This window comes from Streptomyces sp. NBC_01304 (genome assembly GCF_035975855.1).
Lineage (GTDB): Bacteria > Actinomycetota > Actinomycetes > Streptomycetales > Streptomycetaceae > Streptomyces.
The window spans coordinates 4244722-4260308 of sequence record NZ_CP109055.1; the positions used below are offsets into that span (position 1 = coordinate 4244722).

The window sequence follows — 15587 nt, forward strand, 5'->3', positions numbered from 1 at the left end:
AGTCCGGGGAGGGCGGACCCCGCCTCGGGTCAGCGGACCGACGACCCCGAAGGTCCGCCCGACGGCGAGGCCGAAGGCTTCGCCTCCCCCAGGAAAGGCAGTGAGGGTGCCAGGTAACTCACCGGCCGTATCAGCGGGGACAGCGCCGCGGCCCCCGTCAGCATCGGTGAGGCCACGGACTCGAGCGAGCCCGCTGCGCCCGACGGCTGGGGTACGCCCGGCAGGCCGGGGCCCGTGACTCCGGTGGAGGCGGCCGGCGCCGCGAGGGTGCCCGGCCGCGCCGCGTCGTCAGGGGCCGACTGCCGGCCGCCGCCGCTCCGCCGCCGCTGCGTGTCCACGCCGGCGCCCGTGCCCGAGCCCTGCGCGGGTGTCGGGGTGGCCCTGCTGCCGCGCGCGTCCGAGGAGCCGTCCAGCGCGGCGGGCGCGCCCGTGGACACCCCTCCGAGCGCGATCGCGGCGAGCGACACCGCGCCCGCCGCCGCGAAGGCGAAGCGGCGCCCGCGCGAGGCCGCGGCGCGGTCGTGCGCCGGGCGGCCCACGTCATGGATGCGGAAGCCCTGCCCCCGCGATTCGCGGGAGTCGTCGGGCAGCAGGCTGCCGCGGCCCGGGAGCAGACCGCTGTGCCCGGTGGTGGGGAGGTATCCGAAGGTGTCGCCCCGGACACCGAAGACCCCGTCCGCCCGGACGTCGAAGACGGGGTCGCTCAGGCCGGGGCCGAACGGTCCGCCGCGGTCGTCCTCGCCACCCTCGGAGAGGCCCTGCAGACGGGCCAGGAAGGACTCGGAGGGGCCGGGTGGGGCGGTGGAGGCGAAGTAGGTCTTCAGGCTCCGCTGCTCGTCGGCCTCGGCCTTGCACCTCGGACAGGTCGCGAGGTGTGCGAGGACGCGGTCACGGGTGTCGTGGCCCAACTCTCCGTCCACGAGGGCGGCGAGCCGGTCCCCCAGGTGCTGCTCGGCAATGTGCCGCTCGGCAGGATTGGGCCGGGATCCACTCACGCGGTCGCGCCCCCTCCTCCCAGGGCGGGCACACCGGTGACCGCGAGCGAACGGCGCTCGGCACGGGCCTCGGGAGACCGGTGCTGGAGGGCCTTGCGGAGCTGGGAGCGGCCGCGGTGGATACGGCTGCGGACCGTGCCGAGCTTGACGCCCAGGGTCGCGGCGATCTCCTCGTACGAAAGTCCCTCGATGTCACAGAGGACGACCGCGGCGCGGAATTCGGGCGCGAGCGTGTCGAGGGCCTGCTGGACGTCCGCGTCGAAGTGCGTGTCGTTGAAGACCTGCTGCGGGGACGGCTCGCGGCTGGGCAGCCGCTCGGCCGCGTCGTCGCCGAGGGCGTCGAAGCGGATGCGCTGCTTGCGGCGGACCATGTCCAGGAAGAGGTTGGTCGTGATGCGGTGCAGCCAGCCCTCGAAGGTGCCCGGCGTGTACGTCGACAGCGAGCGGAAGACGCGGACGAAGACTTCCTGCGTCAGATCCTCGGCGTCGTGCTGATTGCCCGTCAGACGGTAGGCGAGGCGGTAGACCCGACCACTGTGCGTGCTGACGATCTCCTCCCAGGTGGGCGGAGTCCACGCCTGCGAATCCGCATCGGCGGCAAAGGTCGCGGTCTGTGCGGAGTCGGATGCGCGGGTTCGGTCAGCGGTGTTGGTCACGGATTTCGGCTCGCCGGGAGACCTGAGAAAGCGCCGCCAGAGCGGCATCCGTCCCTGATCACCGGCCGCAGCCGCACCTCCCCTGTCGGCTCTGGTGGTGTCCAGTGGAGCCCCTACCATAGCCACCTCGCCCGTTAGCTCCGGATAAGCGTTTTTACGTGAATTTGGAATTCCGCCGGGGCCTCGAGCCTGCCCCTGCTCCTGCAGTTCCATCAGCTTCTCCCCCGTGCCGCCCTACACCCCTTCCTAACGCCCGGTCCCATCTGCGGGTTCCCGCCCCCAACGGATACAGTCACCGGCAGGCCAAGGCCGCCAAGGCCACCCGGCACTGGAGGGGACAGGAGAGGGCCATTACCGGCAACCGGCAGACGAGCTGGGCGTTCGCCGACGCCTTTGTCGCCGAGGACGAAGCGCTGCACTGGGCCCGTGAGCGGGCCCGGGAGTCGGGGCTGCGTCCGGTGACGCCCGGCACGGGCGCGGCGCTGCGGATGCTCGCCGCGACCGCGGGCGCCAAGGCGGTCGCCGAGATCGGCACGGGCACCGGCGTCTCCGGCATCCATCTGCTGTCCGGCATGCGGCCCGACGGCGTCCTGACCACGGTCGACCCGGAGCCCGAGCGCCAGCAGTTCGCCCGGCTCGCCTTCCGCGCGGCCGGCTTCGCCAGCAACCGCGCGCGCTTCATCCCGGGCCGCGCCCTCGACGTACTGCCTCGCCTCGCGGACAGCGGGTACGACCTCGTCTTCTGCGACGGCGACCGCACGGAGTGCCTCGACTACCTCGCTGAATCGTTGCGCCTGCTGCGGCCCGGCGGTCTCGTCTGCTTCGAAGGCGTCTTCGCCGACGACCGTACGGTCGACTCGGGGCCCCAGCCGGCCGAGGTGCTGCGCCTGCGCGAGCTGCTGCGGACCGTGCGGGAAAGCCCCGACCTGGTGCCGTCGCTGCTGCCGGTGGGCGACGGGCTGCTGTGCGCGGTCAAGCGCTGAGATTCATCGAGGCCGATCGCCGGCGCTGAGCCGAGCGGTGGACGCAACACTGCCCCGGACCCTTGTGAGGGCCCGGGGCAGTGAAAGTGGGTGATACGCGTTCCGCGTCAGCCGACGACCTTCTTGAGGGCGTCGCCGAGCGCATCTGCCTCGTCCGGCGTCAGCTCTACGACGAGCCGACCGCCGCCTTCGAGCGGAACGCGCATGACGATGCCCCGCCCCTCCTTGGTCACCTCGAGCGGGCCGTCGCCCGTCCGCGGCTTCATGGCCGCCATGCTCGTTCCCCTTCCTGAAACCAGCTCATCGCAGCCGACAACCCAGGTGTCACCGGCATCGAACACATTGCTTCCAAGCCATTATCCCGCATCGCAGGACCCGATGACCAACATGAGGAGGCATCGCTTGCGCAACGCGCTTGAGCAAAACCACTCAATTCGGCGATGTGGCTGCGATACTGCGCCGCCGCAGCCGCCAAAGTGACCCCGAATTCTTTGACGCAGGTCACATGTCGGAGCACATGTCGGGCCCTGGTGATCTCCGTCATGCTGGGCCCTGACGACTGCCGGACACGTGTCCGGAGGATTTCCGACGGAGGGGACCCCCACCATGGCCGACGCCGTGCTCTACGAGGTGACCGACGGGCTCGCGACGATCACCATCAATCGCCCCGAGGCCATGAACGCCCTCAACACCGAGGCCAAGGTCGCCCTGCGCGACGCCGCGCAGGCCGCTGCCGCGGATCCGGCGGTGCGGGCGGTGCTGCTCACCGCCACCGGGCGGGCCTTCTGTGTGGGGCAGGACCTCAAGGAGCACATCGGCACGCTGACCGCCGACCGGGAGGCCGGGACCGGGCAGACCATGAGCACGGTGAGCGAGCACTACAACCCGCTGGTGCGGGCCCTGACGTCGATGCCCAAGCCGGTTGTCGCGGGGGTCAACGGCGTGGCCGCCGGGGCGGGGTTCGGGCTCGCCCTTGCTGCGGACTATCGCGTGGTCGCGGACACCGCGGCCTTCAACACGTCCTTCGCGGGGGTCGCGCTGACGGCCGACTCGGGCGTTTCGTGGACCCTTCCCAGGGTCGTCGGGCCCGGGCGGGCTGCCGATCTGCTGCTGTTTCCGCGGTCGGTGAAGGCACAGGAGGCGTTCGAGCTGGGCATCGCGAATCGGCTCGTGCCGGAGGAGTCGCTCGCGTCGGAGGCCTTGTCGGTCGCGCGTGCGTTGGCTGCCGGGCCGACGGTGGCGTACGCCGCGCTCAAGGAATCCCTTGCGTACGGGGCTTCGCATTCGCTGAGCGAGACCTTGGACAAGGAGGACGAGCTGCAGTCGCTGGCCGGGGCCTCCGAGGACCATGCGATCGCGGTGCAGGCGTTCATCGCGAAGGAGCAGCCGAAGTATCTGGGGCGCTAGTTTCTTCCCCACCCCGCCCCTTCCCGTAAGGCTGCCGCCGGCTTCAAAGACTGTCCTCAAACGCCGGACGGGCTGACAAAGTCAGCCCGTCCGGCGTTTGAGGACACAGCTCCGCAGGATTTCGGGAAGGGGCGGGGTGGGGGAAAATCAGCGCGAAGCGCACTCGGCCAGATGGTCGTTCACCAGCCCGCACGCCTGCATCAGCGCGTACGCAGTCGTCGGGCCCACGAAGCGGATGCCCCGCTTCTTCAGGTCCTTGGACAGCGCCTTGGACTCGTCCGTGATCGCCGCAACGTCGGAAATCGTGCGCGGCGCCGGGCGCGTCGCCGCGTCCGGCGCGTACGACCAGATCAGCTTGTCCAGTTCGCCCGGCCCCCACTCGGCCAGAGCTTTCGCGTTCGCCAGCGTCGCCTCGATCTTCGCGCGGTTGCGGATGATCCCGGGATCGGCGAGGAGGCGTACGGCGTCCTCTTCCGTGAAGGCCGCCACCTTGGCGATCTCGAAGCCCGCGAAGGCCGCGCGGAAGCCCTCGCGGCGGCGCAGGATCGTGATCCAGGAGAGGCCGGACTGGAAGGCCTCCAGGCAGAGCCGCTCGTACAGCGCGTCGTCGCCGTGGACCGGGCGGCCCCACTCCTCGTCGTGGTACGCGATGTAGTCGTCGGCCGAGAGGGCCCAGGGGCAGCGCAGCGCGCCGTCCGGGCCGGGGTGTGCGGCGCCGTTCACTGCTGGGGCTCCTCGGGGGCGGGGGGCGGGGTGTCCTGGGGGGCGGCGCCCTTGGTGAAGGGGTCCGCGCCGATCGCCGTGGCGTGTGCGCCGGCCAGGGCCGACTCCAGCTCCGCGATCCGGGCGTCCCGCTCGGCGAGTTCGGCCCCGAGGCGGTTCAGCGCGTCGTCCACCTCGGCCATGCGGTATCCCCGTACCGCCAGCGGCAGCCGGAGGGAGTCCACGTCCGCGCGGTGCACCGGGCGCTCCAGGGGCAGCGGGTCGGCGAAGCGCTCCGGCTCGGCGTCCGGGAGCACGGCCGACTCGCCGCCGCTCAGGACCGCGAGCGTGACCGCGGTGACCACCACGACGAGCGCGATGAGCAGGAACCAGAACACGACCATCTCCCCGGGGCACACGAACTCGGCGGCACGTCTTGCGTCAAGTCTCGATGTCCGATCGTGCCATGCGCCACTGACAGTTAAGGTCGCAGGCGACCGAATGCGAGGAGGACACAGGGGATGCATAGCCCGCTGCGGCTGGGACGGCACGAGTTCGATGTGCACGAGCCCGTGATCATGGCCATCGTCAACCGGACCCCGGACTCCTTCTACGACCAGGGCGCCACGTTCCGCGACGAGCCCGCGCTCGCGCGCGTGGAGCAGGCCGTGGCCGAGGGCGCGATGATCATCGACATCGGCGGGGTCAAGGCCGGTCCCGGCGAGGAGGTGTCCGCCGAGGAGGAGGCGCGGCGGACGGTCGGCTTCGTGGCCGAGGTGCGGCGGCGGTTCCCCGATGTCGTCATCAGCGTCGACACCTGGCGGCACGACGTCGGCGAGGCCGTCTGCGAGGCGGGTGCCGATCTGCTCAACGACGCCTGGGGCGGGGTCGATCCGAAGCTCGCGGAGGTCGCCGCGCGGTACGGGGTGGGGCTTGTGTGCACCCACGCGGGCGGGGCGGAGCCGCGGACACGGCCGCATCGGATCGCGTACGAGGATGTGATGGCGGACATTCTGCGGGTGACGCTGGGGCTTGCCGAGCGGGCCGTTTCGCTGGGGGTGCCCAGGGAGTCCGTGCTCATCGATCCGGGGCACGACTTCGGGAAGAACACGCGGCATTCGTTGGAGGCGACGCGGCGGTTGGGCGAGATGGTCGAGACGGGGTGGCCCGTGCTCGTTTCCTTGTCCAACAAGGACTTTGTCGGGGAGACGCTCGACAAGCCGGTCAAGGAGCGGGTGATCGGGACGCTGGCGACCACTGCGGTGTCGGCTTGGCTGGGGGCTCAGGTGTATCGCGTGCATGAAGTCGCCGAGACTCGGCAGGTGTTGGACATGGTTTCGACCATTGCTGGTCATCGGGCTCCTGCCGTTGCTCGGCGGGGGCTCGCGTAGGCGATTTGGGTGCGGGCGGGGTGGGGGTTTTTTCTCCCCGCCCCGCCCCTTCCCGTAAGGCTGCCGCCGGCTTCGACAGACAAAAGATTGTCCTCAAACGCCGGACGGGCTGAAGGAAGGCCCCACGGGCTGATCAACTACCGCCCGACCTCCTTGGTGACCAACGCCACCGCCTCGTCGATGTCGTCCGTGACGTGGAAGAGGAGGAGGTCCTTCTCCGAGGCCTTGCCGCCTGCGATCACCGTGTCGCGGAGCCAGTCGACCAGGCCGCTCCAGTACGCCGTGCCGAAGAGCACGATCGGGAAGCGGGTGACCTTGCGGGTCTGGACCAGGGTGAGCGCCTCGAAGAGCTCGTCCAGGGTGCCGAGGCCGCCGGGCAGGACCACGAAGCCCTGCGCGTACTTCACGAACATCGTCTTGCGGACGAAGAAGTAGCGGAAGTTCACGCCGATGTCGACGTGCTCGTTGAGCCCCTGCTCGAAGGGCAGCTCGATGCCGAGGCCGACCGAGACTCCCTTCGCCTCGCGCGCGCCCTTGTTGGCCGCCTCCATGGCGCCCGGGCCACCGCCGGTGATCACCGCGAAGCCGGCCTCCACCAGGGCCCTGCCGATCTGGACGCCCGCCTCGTACTCGGGTGAGTCGGCGGGGGTGCGGGCCGAGCCGAACACGCTGATGGCGCTGGGGAGTTCGGCGAGCGCGCCGAAGCCCTCGACGAACTCGGACTGGATGCGCATGACCCGCCAGGGGTCGGTGTGCACCCACTCCGAGTCGCCCTCGGAGTCGAGGAGCCGCTGATCGGTGGTGCCCGGGGTGACCTGATCCCGCCGCCGCACCACCGGGCCGAGGTACTGCTCCTCCGGCGGGCCCTGCATCTCTGGACTGCCCATGGACGATCCCCTTCCGCTGACGTGCGTGACGTGCGTGCGCGATCTCTCGCGCTCTCGCGTGTCAGTTCAGGGTAGGTCTACGGGCGTTACAAATGAGGTAAGTCGCGATGTCGTCCGACCGTCGGCCGTCGGGCCTTCAGGCCGTCAGCCAGGCGCGCAGCTTCTCCTCGCCCTCGATGCACCTCGACGTGTGCACCCGCTCGTCGACCTTGTGGGCGAGCAGCGGCTCACCGGGCCCGAAGTTCACCGCCGGTACGCCGATGGCGCTGAACCGCGACACGTCCGTCCAGCCGTACTTGGGCTTCGGCACGCCGCCGACCGCCGCCACGAAGGCCGCCGCGGCGGGGTGGGTCAGGCCGGGGCGGGCGCCGCCCGTGTGGTCGTCGACGATGAACTCGTCGATCTCGCAGTCGGCGAAGAAGTCCCGGACGAAGGCCTCGGCCTCCTCCATGCTGCGGTCGGGCGCGTAGCGGAAGTTCACGACCACCGTGCAGTCGTCGGGGATGACGTTGTTCGCGTGGCCGCCCTCAATACGTACTGCGTTGAGGCCCTCGTGGAACTCAAGGCCGTCCACCACCGGCTTGCGCGGCTCGTACGCCGCCAGCCTGGCCAGGATCGGGGCCGCCTTGTGGATCGCGTTGTCGCCCATCCAGGCGCGCGCAGAGTGGGCCCGCTCGCCCTTGAGCTTGAGGAAGACCCGCAGCGTGCCCTGGCAGCCGCCCTCGATGTCGTTGTTGGTGCCCTCGAGGAGGATCGCGAAGTCGCCCGCCAGCCAGTCGGGGTGGGCCTCGGAGACGTGGCGCAGGCCGTTGAGTTCGGCGGCGACCTCTTCGTTGTCGTAGAAGACGAAGGTGAGGTCGCGGTTGGGCTCCGGGACCGTCTGGGCGATGCGCAGCTGGACGGCGACGCCCGACTTCATGTCACAGGTGCCGCAGCCCCACAGCACGCCGTCCTCGTCGAGGCGGGACGGCACGTTGTCCGCGATCGGCACCGTGTCGATGTGCCCGGCGAGGATCACGCGCTCGCCGCGGCCCAGGTTCGTGCGGGCCACGATGTTGTTGCCGTAGCGGTCGACCGTGAGGTGCGGCAGTGCGCGCAGGGCGGACTCGACGGCGTCCGCGAGGGGCTTCTCCTCGCCGCTCGGGGACGGGAAGTCGACGAGCTGGGCGGTGAGCTTCGCGGCGTCGAGCGTGAGGTCAAGCGGGTGCTGTGAGGTCTCGGACATGTCATCGACCCTAGACGTTCCCTTCACATAAACGCCGTCCCGGCCGTATCCCGGACTCCAGTACGGTTGACCGCGTGCCAGAGCAGCCCCCCACCCTCTTCAGGCGCGGCCGACTCATCCGTATCGCAGCCGCACTCGTCGTGCTGCTCGCGGTCGCCGGCTATCTCGTCGTCCAGTACGAGGGGGGCGGCAGGCGCGCCCCGCGGTGCACGGTCGTCTCGGCCGCCGGTGACGGGGCGACGTACGAGATGAGCATCCAGCAGGCCGTGAACGCGGCCACGATCTCCGCGGTCGGCACCACGCGCGGGATGCCGGAGCGGGCCGTGACCATCGCGCTCGCGACCGCGCTGCAGGAGTCGGGGCTGCGCAACATCCGGCACGGCGACCGCGATTCGCTCGGCCTCTTCCAGCAGCGGCCCTCGCAGGGCTGGGGCACCGCCGAGCAGATCATGGATCCGGTGTACTCGGCCGGGAAGTTCTACGAGCACCTGGACAAGGTGCCCGGCTACTCGCGGCTCCCGCTGACCGTCGCCGCGCAGCGCGTGCAGCGCAGCGGCTTCCCGCAGGCGTACGCGAAGCACGAGCCGGACGCCGCGCTGCTCGCCGCGGCGCTGACCGGACAGGCAGCCGCGACCTTCAGCTGCGAGGCCGGTACGCCGAACCCGGACACCGCGCCCGGCGACCCGGCGAAGGTCCGCCAGGCGCTCGCCCGGGACTTCGGGCGCGATGTGCTGCCCCGCACCGAGGCGGCGGGCGCCGAAGCCGGCGACGACAAGGCGGCCGAGGCGAAGCGGACCGTGCGCGTCCCCGTGACCGGGGTGACCGCGGAGGGCGGCAGCAAGCAGCGCGGCTGGGAGTTGGCGCACTGGGCCGTGGCGCACGCCGCGGAGTTGCGCATCGAACGGGTCTCCTATGCGGGCCGCGAGTGGAACGCCACGGATTCCGGGCACAACTGGAGCGAGCCGAAGACCGGTGACGCCCCCGACGAGGTCCAGATCGTCACTGGGCAGTAGTGCGGTCCCTCACCCGTAGGTGTTAGTCGGACTCCTCTGCCGCACCGTCCTGCGCGGCTTTCCGGGCTGGCCTGCCCGCGATCCTCAAATCCCTTGAGAACAAAGGGAAGTGAGGGTTCTGCGAGCCTTGCGCACGGGCGCCGATTGCCCGTTGTTTGCCCGTTTTTATCCGCAGCCGATAATGCGACGCATTGCCAACTCTTTACGTTGCCGCACCGCAACCTTCGGAGCTTTCGAGCGGTAGTCACGGCGCTAGTCACGGCGTTCCCACGCCGGACCACACCGTTCTCTCCCCGTCCAAAAGGAGCATCATGTCCCTCCCCCTGACCCGCCGGATCGCTCGTGCCGCGCTGCTCACCGCAGCGGGAGCGGCCTCCGCGGTCGGTGCGGCCGGCTCCGCGAGCGCCGTCGACCTCCCGGCCACCCCCGACCTGGGCGGCCTGTCCGCACTGGACGGCGCCGGCCTCGGCGACACGGTCGACGGTGCGGCGCAGAAGGTCACCGGCCTCGCCGGCGACGCGGGCAGCAAGGCCGTCAAGCAGGCCGTGCCGAAGGCCGGCAAGACCGTCGGCAAGGCCGGCAAGACCGCCACCCCCGCCGCGCAGAAGGCCGCCGGTGACGTGGCCGGCAGCGCCGCCGAGGTGGTCGGCGAGACCGCCAAGTCCGCGACCGAGGGCGGCCTTCCGGTCGGCCAGCTGCCCGTCGCCGGCGGCGGCGGCCTGCCGACCGACGCCCTGACCAAGGGCGGCCTGCCCACCGGCGGCCTGCCCACCGGCGGTCTGCCCAGCACCGACTCGCTGCCGCTGAAGGGCCTGCCGCTCGGCTAGTCCACGCAGCAGCAGTAGTAGTACGCAGATGGGGCCCGGGAGATCAACTCCCGGGCCCCATCTGCGTACCGTCGAGAACGTCTATGACAGCCGCTTGACCGCTTCCGCCACGCGCTCGTCCGAGGCCGTGAGCGCGACGCGCACGAAGCGGTCGCCCGCCGGGCCGTAGAAGTCGCCGGGCGCGACGAGGATGCCGAGCTCGGCGAGGTGCCCGACGGTGTCCCAGCAGGACTCGCCGCGGGTCGCCCACAGGTAGAGGCTCGCCTCGCTGTGCTCGATCCGGAAGCCGTGCTTCACCAGGGCGTCGCGCAGGACGGTGCGGCGGGCTGCGTACCGCTCGCGCTGCTCGTGCACGTGGCTGTCGTCACCGAGCGCCGCGACGACGGCGGCCTGGGTCGGCGCGGAGGTCATCATGCCGCCGTGCTTGCGGATCTCCAGGAGGTCGCCGAGTACGGCCGCGTCACCGACGATGAACGCGGCACGGTAGCCCGCGAGGTTGGAGCGCTTGGAGAGCGAGTGGACGGCGACGATCCCCTCGTACGAACCGCCGCACACGTCCGGGTGAAGGACCGAGACCGGCTCCGCCTCCCAGCCGAGCTCCAGGTAGCACTCGTCGCTGACCAGGAGCACGCCGTGCTCGCGCGCCCAGGCGACGGTCCGGGTGAGCTCCTCGGCCGTCAGCACCCGACCGGTCGGGTTCGAGGGCGAGTTGAGCCAGAGCAGCTTCAGACCCGTCGGGTCGAGCTCCGTCGGGTCGTCGTACGTGACGTACTCGGCGCGGGCCAGGCGCGCGCCCACTTCGTACGTCGGGTACGCGAGGCGCGGGTAGGCGACCACGTCGCCCGGGCCGAGACCCAGCTGTGTGGGCAGCCAGGCGACGAGCTCCTTGGAGCCGACGACCGGCAGGACGTTGTGGTGGGTGAGGCCCTGCGCGCCCAGGCGTCGTTCGCACCAGCCGGTGAGCGCGTCGCGCAGTTCGGGGGTGCCCCACACCGTCGGATAGCCCGGCGAGTCCGCGGCCGCGATCAACGCCTTCTGGATCAGCTCGGGCACCGGGTCCACGGGCGTGCCGACCGACAGGTCGACGATGCCGCCCGGGTGTGCGGCCGCGGTGGCCTTGTACGGCTGGAGCTTGTCCCAGGGGAAGGCGGGAAGCCGGTCGGTGACAGCGGACACAGCACTCTTCTTTCTCGTACGGGGTGGCCCGGTGGCCTCAGCGGCCGAGGCGCAAACGACTCGGTCCCGTACAGCGGTTGATGCCGTACGGGACCAAGAATGCGCGCTGCAGCACTTACTCGTTGTGCTCCTGCGGCGGCAATGCGGCGATGAAGGGGTGGTCGCGCTCGATCAGACCGAGCTTCGAGGCGCCACCGGGCGAGCCGAGCTCGTCGAAGAACTCGACGTTCGCCTTGTAGTAGTCCTTCCACTCCTCAGGAGTGTCATCCTCGTAGAAGATGGCCTCGACCGGGCAAACCGGCTCACAGGCACCACAGTCGACGCATTCGTCCGGGTGGATGTACAAGGACCGCTGGCCCTCGTAGATGCAGTCGACCGGACACTCCTCGATACACGCCTTGTCCTTCAAGTCGACACAAGGCTCCGCGATGACGTAGGTCACGCTGTCGTTCCTCCTCGTTAGGGCGCTGGCGGGCCTCCACAGGCTCCGCCGCCTGGCGCGCGGGAGCGCGGCGTCGTCGATGCCCACACCTAGTATCTCCGTTCCAGGCCATGATCCGAACAGGAGGGGCGTACAGAGCTGTGGAAATCCTTGGAGGCGCCCGCCTAGAAGTCCGCATTACCGGGGCTGACGTGGGCAAACGGGTCTCGGTGAGGCGCTTGAGCGGCACCGGAATCCCAGGTGAGAAGTTCACCGACACGGTGGGGGTTCTCACATCGTGGAACGACGGTGTGCTGCTCATCACACGACGGGACGGCGAGCCCGTACGGATCGAGGAATCCTCGCTGGTCGCAGGGAAGGTGGTGCCCGCCGCGCCGGCCCGCAGGCGGGGTCCCGCGGCCTCGTACGAGGAACTGGCGCGGGTCACGGCGCGCGGCTGGCAGCCCGTGGAGAGCGAGCGGCTCGGTGAGTGGGAGCTCAGGGCCGCCGGCGGATTCACCTGGCGGGCCAACTCCGTGCTGCCGCTCGGCGATCCGGGACGTCCGCTCGACGAGGCACTGTCGTACGTCTCCCGGTGGTACGCGGACCGGAGTCTGCCCCCGCACATCCAGACGGCCACCGGGGCGGCCGGCACCCAGGAGCTGCTCGCCGCCGCCCTGGAGGAGCGCGGGTGGGTGCGCGCGGTGAGCGCCCAGGTGCAGATCGCCGGGCTCGCCCCGATCGCGGATCTGGACGCGGCGGTGGACCGGGTACGTCTCTCGCGGTCCCACGACGAGGCGTGGCTGGGGCGGTACAAGCGGTTCGGGACGCCTGAGCCGCACATCCTGCAGGTCCTGGAGAGCGGGCCCTCGGTGTGGTTCGCGACCGTGCCGGGCGAGGGCGGGTCGGCCGCCGCGATCGGGCGGTGCGTGGTCGACGGGCGGTGGGCCGGATTCATGGCCGTCGAGGTCGATCCGGCGTACCGGCGCCAGGGGCTGGCCACGGCCGTGATGACGGCTCTCTCGCGCCGGGCCCTCGACGAGGGTGCGTCGGCCGCGTGGCTGCAGGTCGAGGCGGACAACGACGGGGCGCAGGCGCTCTATGACGGGATGGGCTTCGCGGTCCATCACCACTATCACCACTATCGCCACGGCCCATCCCTGTGAGGTGAGGCGATCTGTGTGAGAGGGCACGAGGCAGCTATGAACCCCGAATCCACCGACCGGCGGCGGCAGTTCGCCGAGGAGGCGCGAGCCGAACGGCCCGACCTCGCGCTGCTCTGCCTGCTGGTGGGCGCGGAGGCCGATACCGGGCTCGGCGAGGCGGGCATCGACGCCGCGCAGATCGAGCTGGACCGGCTTGCCGGGCTGCTGCCGTTCCGCCCGGGCGGACCACGGGCCTGGGCGGCCGCGCTCGCCGAACTCCTGGGCGGGCGCTGCGACTTCCGCGGGACGCCGGCCGACTATCAGCGGCTCGGGTCTTCGCTGCTTCACGAGGTCCTTCGACGGCGGCGCGGGCTGCCGATCCTGTTGTCCGTGGTGTGGCTGGAGGTCGCGCGGCGGGCGGGGGCGCCGGTGTACGGGGTGGCTCTGCCGGGGCACTTCGTGGTCGGGTTCGGGCCCCCGGAGGACCAGGTGCTTGTGGACGCCTTCGACGGGGGGCGGCTGTTGAGCGGGGCCGATGCGGAGTTGTTGGTGGCGGGGGCGACGGGGGCTCCGCTGGATCCGTCGATGCTTTCTCCTGCGGATCCGCTGGACATCGTGCTGCGGATCCTCAACAACATCCGGGCTTGGGCGGCGGCTCGGCCGGAGCGGTCGGATGTGTCGTTGTGGGCGGTGGAGCTGGCGCTGCTGCTTCCCTCGCATCCTGCGCGGCTTCGGTACGAGCGGGCTCAACTGCTCGTTCAGCGGGGGGAGTTCATCGCGGGCGCGGTGGAGCTTGATGCGTACGCTTCTGTGGTCGAGGCGGTGGATGCGGATGCGGCCTCGCGGGTGCGGGGGCAGGCGCATGCGGCTCGGGCGATGTTGAACTGATTTTTTCCCCTCCCCGCCCCTTCCCGAAATCCTGCGGAGGCTGGGTGGGCTGAGGTCCTGGGGGCCGCGCCCCCAGACCCCCGTTTGAGGACTAGAGCCAGCCCTTCTCCCGCGCGATGCGGACCGCCTCCGCCCGGTTGCGGGCCGCCAGTTTCTGGATTGCCGTCGAGAGGTAGTTGCGGACCGTCCCCGGGGACAAGTGCAGCTGCGCCGCCAGTTCCGCGTTCGTCGCGCCGTCCGCCGCCGCGCGCAGCACGTCGCGTTCGCGGTCCGTCAGGGGGTCCGCGCCCTCGGCCAGGGCGGCCGCGGCCAGGGTGGGGTCGATGACGCGTTCGCCGGCGATGACCTTGCGTACGGCTGCGGCGAGTTGGGCCGCGGGGGCGTCCTTGACCAAGAAGGCCGCGGCGCCCGATTCCATCGCGCGGCGCAGATAGCCGGGGCGGCCGAACGTGGTGAGGATCAGGATGTGGACGGCGGGGAGAGCCGTGTGCAGTTCCGCGGCCGCCTCGATGCCCGTCTTGCCCGGCATTTCGATGTCAAGGAGGGCTACCTGCACGTCGTGCGCGCGGGCCGCCGCAAGGACCTCGTCGCCGCGTGCCACCTGGGCGACGACCTCTATGTCCGGTTCGAGGCCGAGCAGGGCCGCCAGGGCCTCACGGACCATGGACTGGTCTTCCGCCAGGAGGACCCTGATCTTGTCGCCGCTCATGCTTCGGATCCTACGGGGACCCGGGCGAGGAGCCGGAATCCCCGTTTCCCGGGGCCGGATTCGAGGGTGCCGCCGACCGCTTCCAGGCGTTCGGTGAGGCCGGTCAGGCCGTTGCCCGCCGCTCCCCCGCCGCCCTTGCCGTCGTCCTCCACGGTGAGCTCCAGGACCGGTCCGTCCAGGGTCTCGCGGCGGGTGAGGTCCACCGTGCAGCGGTGCGCGCCGGAGTGGCGTACGACGTTGGTGACCGCCTCGCGCAGCGCCCAGGCGAGGGCCGCCTCCTCCTGCTCGCCGAGCGGGCCGTCGGGCGGTCCGTCGGGCGCGGGCGGGATCGTCGCTTCGATGCCGGCTGCCGTCAACGCCGTGCGCGCACCGGCCAGTTCAGCCGGCAGCGTGGCCCTGCGGTAGCCGCTCACCGCCTCCCGTACGTCGACGAGCGCCTGCCTGCTGACCCGCTCGATGTCGGCCACCTGCTCCGCGGCCTTGTCGGGGTGGGCGGGGAGCATGCGGCCCGCCAGTTCGCTCTTCAGGGTGATGAGGGAGAGGGAGTGGCCGAGGAGGTCGTGCAGGTCGCGGGCGAGGCGCAACCGCTCCTCGTTGGCCGCGAGTTCGGCGACGGTGGCGCGGGCCTCGCGGAGCTGGATCGTGGTGTGGATGAGGTGCCGTACGCCTGTCATCGCGAAGCCGATCATGAGCGTCATGACGCCGAGGGACATGATGATCTGCCCCAGGGTCTCCGTGCGCAGGCCCAACAGGACCATCACGACCGTGGTCAGCGGAATCATCCAGCGGGCCTGCCGGAACGGCAGCGCGAAGGCCGATGCCACGGAGACGTACACGAACAGCCCGAGCCACTCGTCGCCGAGGGTGTACGCGAGCACCGTGGCCAGGACCAGGAGGGCGGCCAGGGCCAGTTGGGGCGCGATCAGCGCCTCGGCCCGGACCATGAAGCGAAGGACCAGCGCCAGGTAGCAGCCCCCGAAGGCGACCAGCCCCGCACACCCGAGGAGGGTGGCGGGGGCCGAGTGGTGGCCGTCGGCCAGGTCCTTGACCGGGTAGGCCAGGAAGACCAGCCAGACCGCGATCCAGCCGAACTTGGCCAGGGCTTCGCGACGGCTCTGCGGGGGACGCCCGATCGGGACCGGGGCGTCGTCGTTCATGGCGT

General features: G+C 71.0%; 18 protein-coding genes. 7 read left to right on the forward strand and 11 right to left on the reverse strand.

What is annotated here, in order from left to right:
• Window positions 1–29: 29 nt before the first annotated feature.
• Entirely contained in the window at window positions 30–995 is a 966-nt protein-coding gene (locus OG430_RS18425; protein WP_327353620.1) for an anti-sigma factor, read from the reverse strand.
• A complete protein-coding gene (gene sigE, locus OG430_RS18430; protein ID WP_327359140.1) occupies window positions 992–1771 on the reverse strand; it encodes an RNA polymerase sigma factor SigE in 780 nt (259 codons plus the stop codon). Before sigE ends, OG430_RS18425 begins: the two co-directional genes overlap by 4 nt.
• 143 nt (window positions 1772–1914) lie before the next feature.
• On the opposite strand from sigE, the gene OG430_RS18435 reads away from it, so the two are divergent.
• Window positions 1915–2634: an O-methyltransferase gene (locus OG430_RS18435; protein WP_442816720.1), complete on the forward strand. Its 720-nt coding sequence runs from the start codon at window positions 1915–1917 to the stop codon at window positions 2632–2634.
• Between the two features lie 107 nt (window positions 2635–2741).
• On the opposite strand, the gene OG430_RS18440 is transcribed toward OG430_RS18435, so the two are convergent.
• Complete coding sequence (locus OG430_RS18440; RefSeq protein WP_003966491.1) at window positions 2742–2909, reverse strand: DUF3117 domain-containing protein; 168 nt, start codon at window positions 2907–2909, stop codon at window positions 2742–2744.
• A gap of 331 nt (window positions 2910–3240) precedes the next feature.
• On the opposite strand from OG430_RS18440, the gene OG430_RS18445 reads away from it, so the two are divergent.
• Complete coding sequence (locus tag OG430_RS18445) at window positions 3241–4041, forward strand: enoyl-CoA hydratase/isomerase family protein (RefSeq protein ID WP_327353621.1); 801 nt, start codon at window positions 3241–3243, stop codon at window positions 4039–4041.
• A gap of 147 nt (window positions 4042–4188) precedes the next feature.
• Here OG430_RS18445 and OG430_RS18450 read toward each other — a convergent pair whose 3' ends face one another.
• Window positions 4189–4764, reverse strand: a complete 576-nt coding sequence (locus tag OG430_RS18450; RefSeq protein WP_327353622.1) for a DNA-3-methyladenine glycosylase I — start codon at window positions 4762–4764, stop codon at window positions 4189–4191.
• Window positions 4761–5147 (reverse strand): DivIVA domain-containing protein, encoded by a 387-nt coding sequence (locus OG430_RS18455; RefSeq protein WP_327353623.1) that lies wholly within the window; start codon window positions 5145–5147, stop codon window positions 4761–4763. The genes OG430_RS18450 and OG430_RS18455 overlap by 4 nt, the downstream gene beginning before the upstream one ends.
• A gap of 117 nt (window positions 5148–5264) precedes the next feature.
• Here OG430_RS18455 and folP point away from each other — a divergent pair, with 117 nt between their 5' ends.
• On the forward strand, window positions 5265–6134 hold the full coding sequence (gene folP / locus OG430_RS18460) for a dihydropteroate synthase (RefSeq protein ID WP_327353624.1): 870 nt from the start codon (window positions 5265–5267) through the stop codon (window positions 6132–6134).
• Window positions 6135–6271: 137 nt separating this feature from the next.
• Here folP and OG430_RS18465 read toward each other — a convergent pair whose 3' ends face one another.
• Both OG430_RS18465 and dapE read right to left on the reverse strand, forming a co-directional pair.
• On the reverse strand, window positions 6272–7021 hold the full coding sequence (locus tag OG430_RS18465; protein WP_327353625.1) for a TIGR00730 family Rossman fold protein: 750 nt from the start codon (window positions 7019–7021) through the stop codon (window positions 6272–6274).
• A 136-nt stretch (window positions 7022–7157) separates the two neighbouring features.
• Window positions 7158–8246, reverse strand: coding sequence for a succinyl-diaminopimelate desuccinylase (gene dapE / locus OG430_RS18470; RefSeq protein ID WP_327353626.1), 1089 nt, complete (start codon window positions 8244–8246; stop codon window positions 7158–7160).
• A gap of 74 nt (window positions 8247–8320) precedes the next feature.
• Between dapE and OG430_RS18475 the strand changes: the two genes are divergently transcribed.
• Entirely contained in the window at window positions 8321–9259 is a 939-nt protein-coding gene (locus OG430_RS18475; protein ID WP_327353627.1) for a heavy metal transporter, read from the forward strand.
• A 311-nt stretch (window positions 9260–9570) separates the two neighbouring features.
• Window positions 9571–10086 carry an ATP-binding protein gene (locus OG430_RS18480; RefSeq protein WP_327353629.1) on the forward strand — a complete coding sequence of 172 codons (516 nt, stop codon included), beginning with the start codon at window positions 9571–9573 and terminating at the stop codon, window positions 10084–10086.
• An 81-nt stretch (window positions 10087–10167) separates the two neighbouring features.
• Here OG430_RS18480 and OG430_RS18485 read toward each other — a convergent pair whose 3' ends face one another.
• Window positions 10168–11262, reverse strand: coding sequence for a bifunctional succinyldiaminopimelate transaminase/glutamate-prephenate aminotransferase (locus OG430_RS18485; RefSeq protein ID WP_327353630.1), 1095 nt, complete (start codon window positions 11260–11262; stop codon window positions 10168–10170).
• A 115-nt stretch (window positions 11263–11377) separates the two neighbouring features.
• Complete coding sequence (fdxA, locus tag OG430_RS18490) at window positions 11378–11704, reverse strand: ferredoxin (RefSeq protein ID WP_327359142.1); 327 nt, start codon at window positions 11702–11704, stop codon at window positions 11378–11380.
• Between the two features lie 110 nt (window positions 11705–11814).
• On the opposite strand from fdxA, the gene OG430_RS18495 reads away from it, so the two are divergent.
• Both OG430_RS18495 and OG430_RS18500 read left to right on the forward strand, forming a co-directional pair.
• Window positions 11815–12849 carry a GNAT family N-acetyltransferase gene (locus OG430_RS18495; RefSeq protein WP_442816512.1) on the forward strand — a complete coding sequence of 345 codons (1035 nt, stop codon included), beginning with the start codon at window positions 11815–11817 and terminating at the stop codon, window positions 12847–12849.
• A gap of 36 nt (window positions 12850–12885) precedes the next feature.
• A complete protein-coding gene (locus OG430_RS18500) occupies window positions 12886–13716 on the forward strand; it encodes a transglutaminase-like domain-containing protein (protein ID WP_327353632.1) in 831 nt (276 codons plus the stop codon).
• Window positions 13717–13807: 91 nt separating this feature from the next.
• On the opposite strand, the gene OG430_RS18505 is transcribed toward OG430_RS18500, so the two are convergent.
• Together OG430_RS18505 and OG430_RS18510 are read right to left on the reverse strand one after the other, a co-directional pair.
• Complete coding sequence (locus tag OG430_RS18505) at window positions 13808–14425, reverse strand: response regulator transcription factor (protein WP_327353633.1); 618 nt, start codon at window positions 14423–14425, stop codon at window positions 13808–13810.
• A complete protein-coding gene (locus tag OG430_RS18510; protein WP_327359143.1) occupies window positions 14422–15582 on the reverse strand; it encodes a sensor histidine kinase in 1161 nt (386 codons plus the stop codon). The genes OG430_RS18505 and OG430_RS18510 overlap by 4 nt, the downstream gene beginning before the upstream one ends.
• Window positions 15583–15587: the final 5 nt, after the last annotated feature.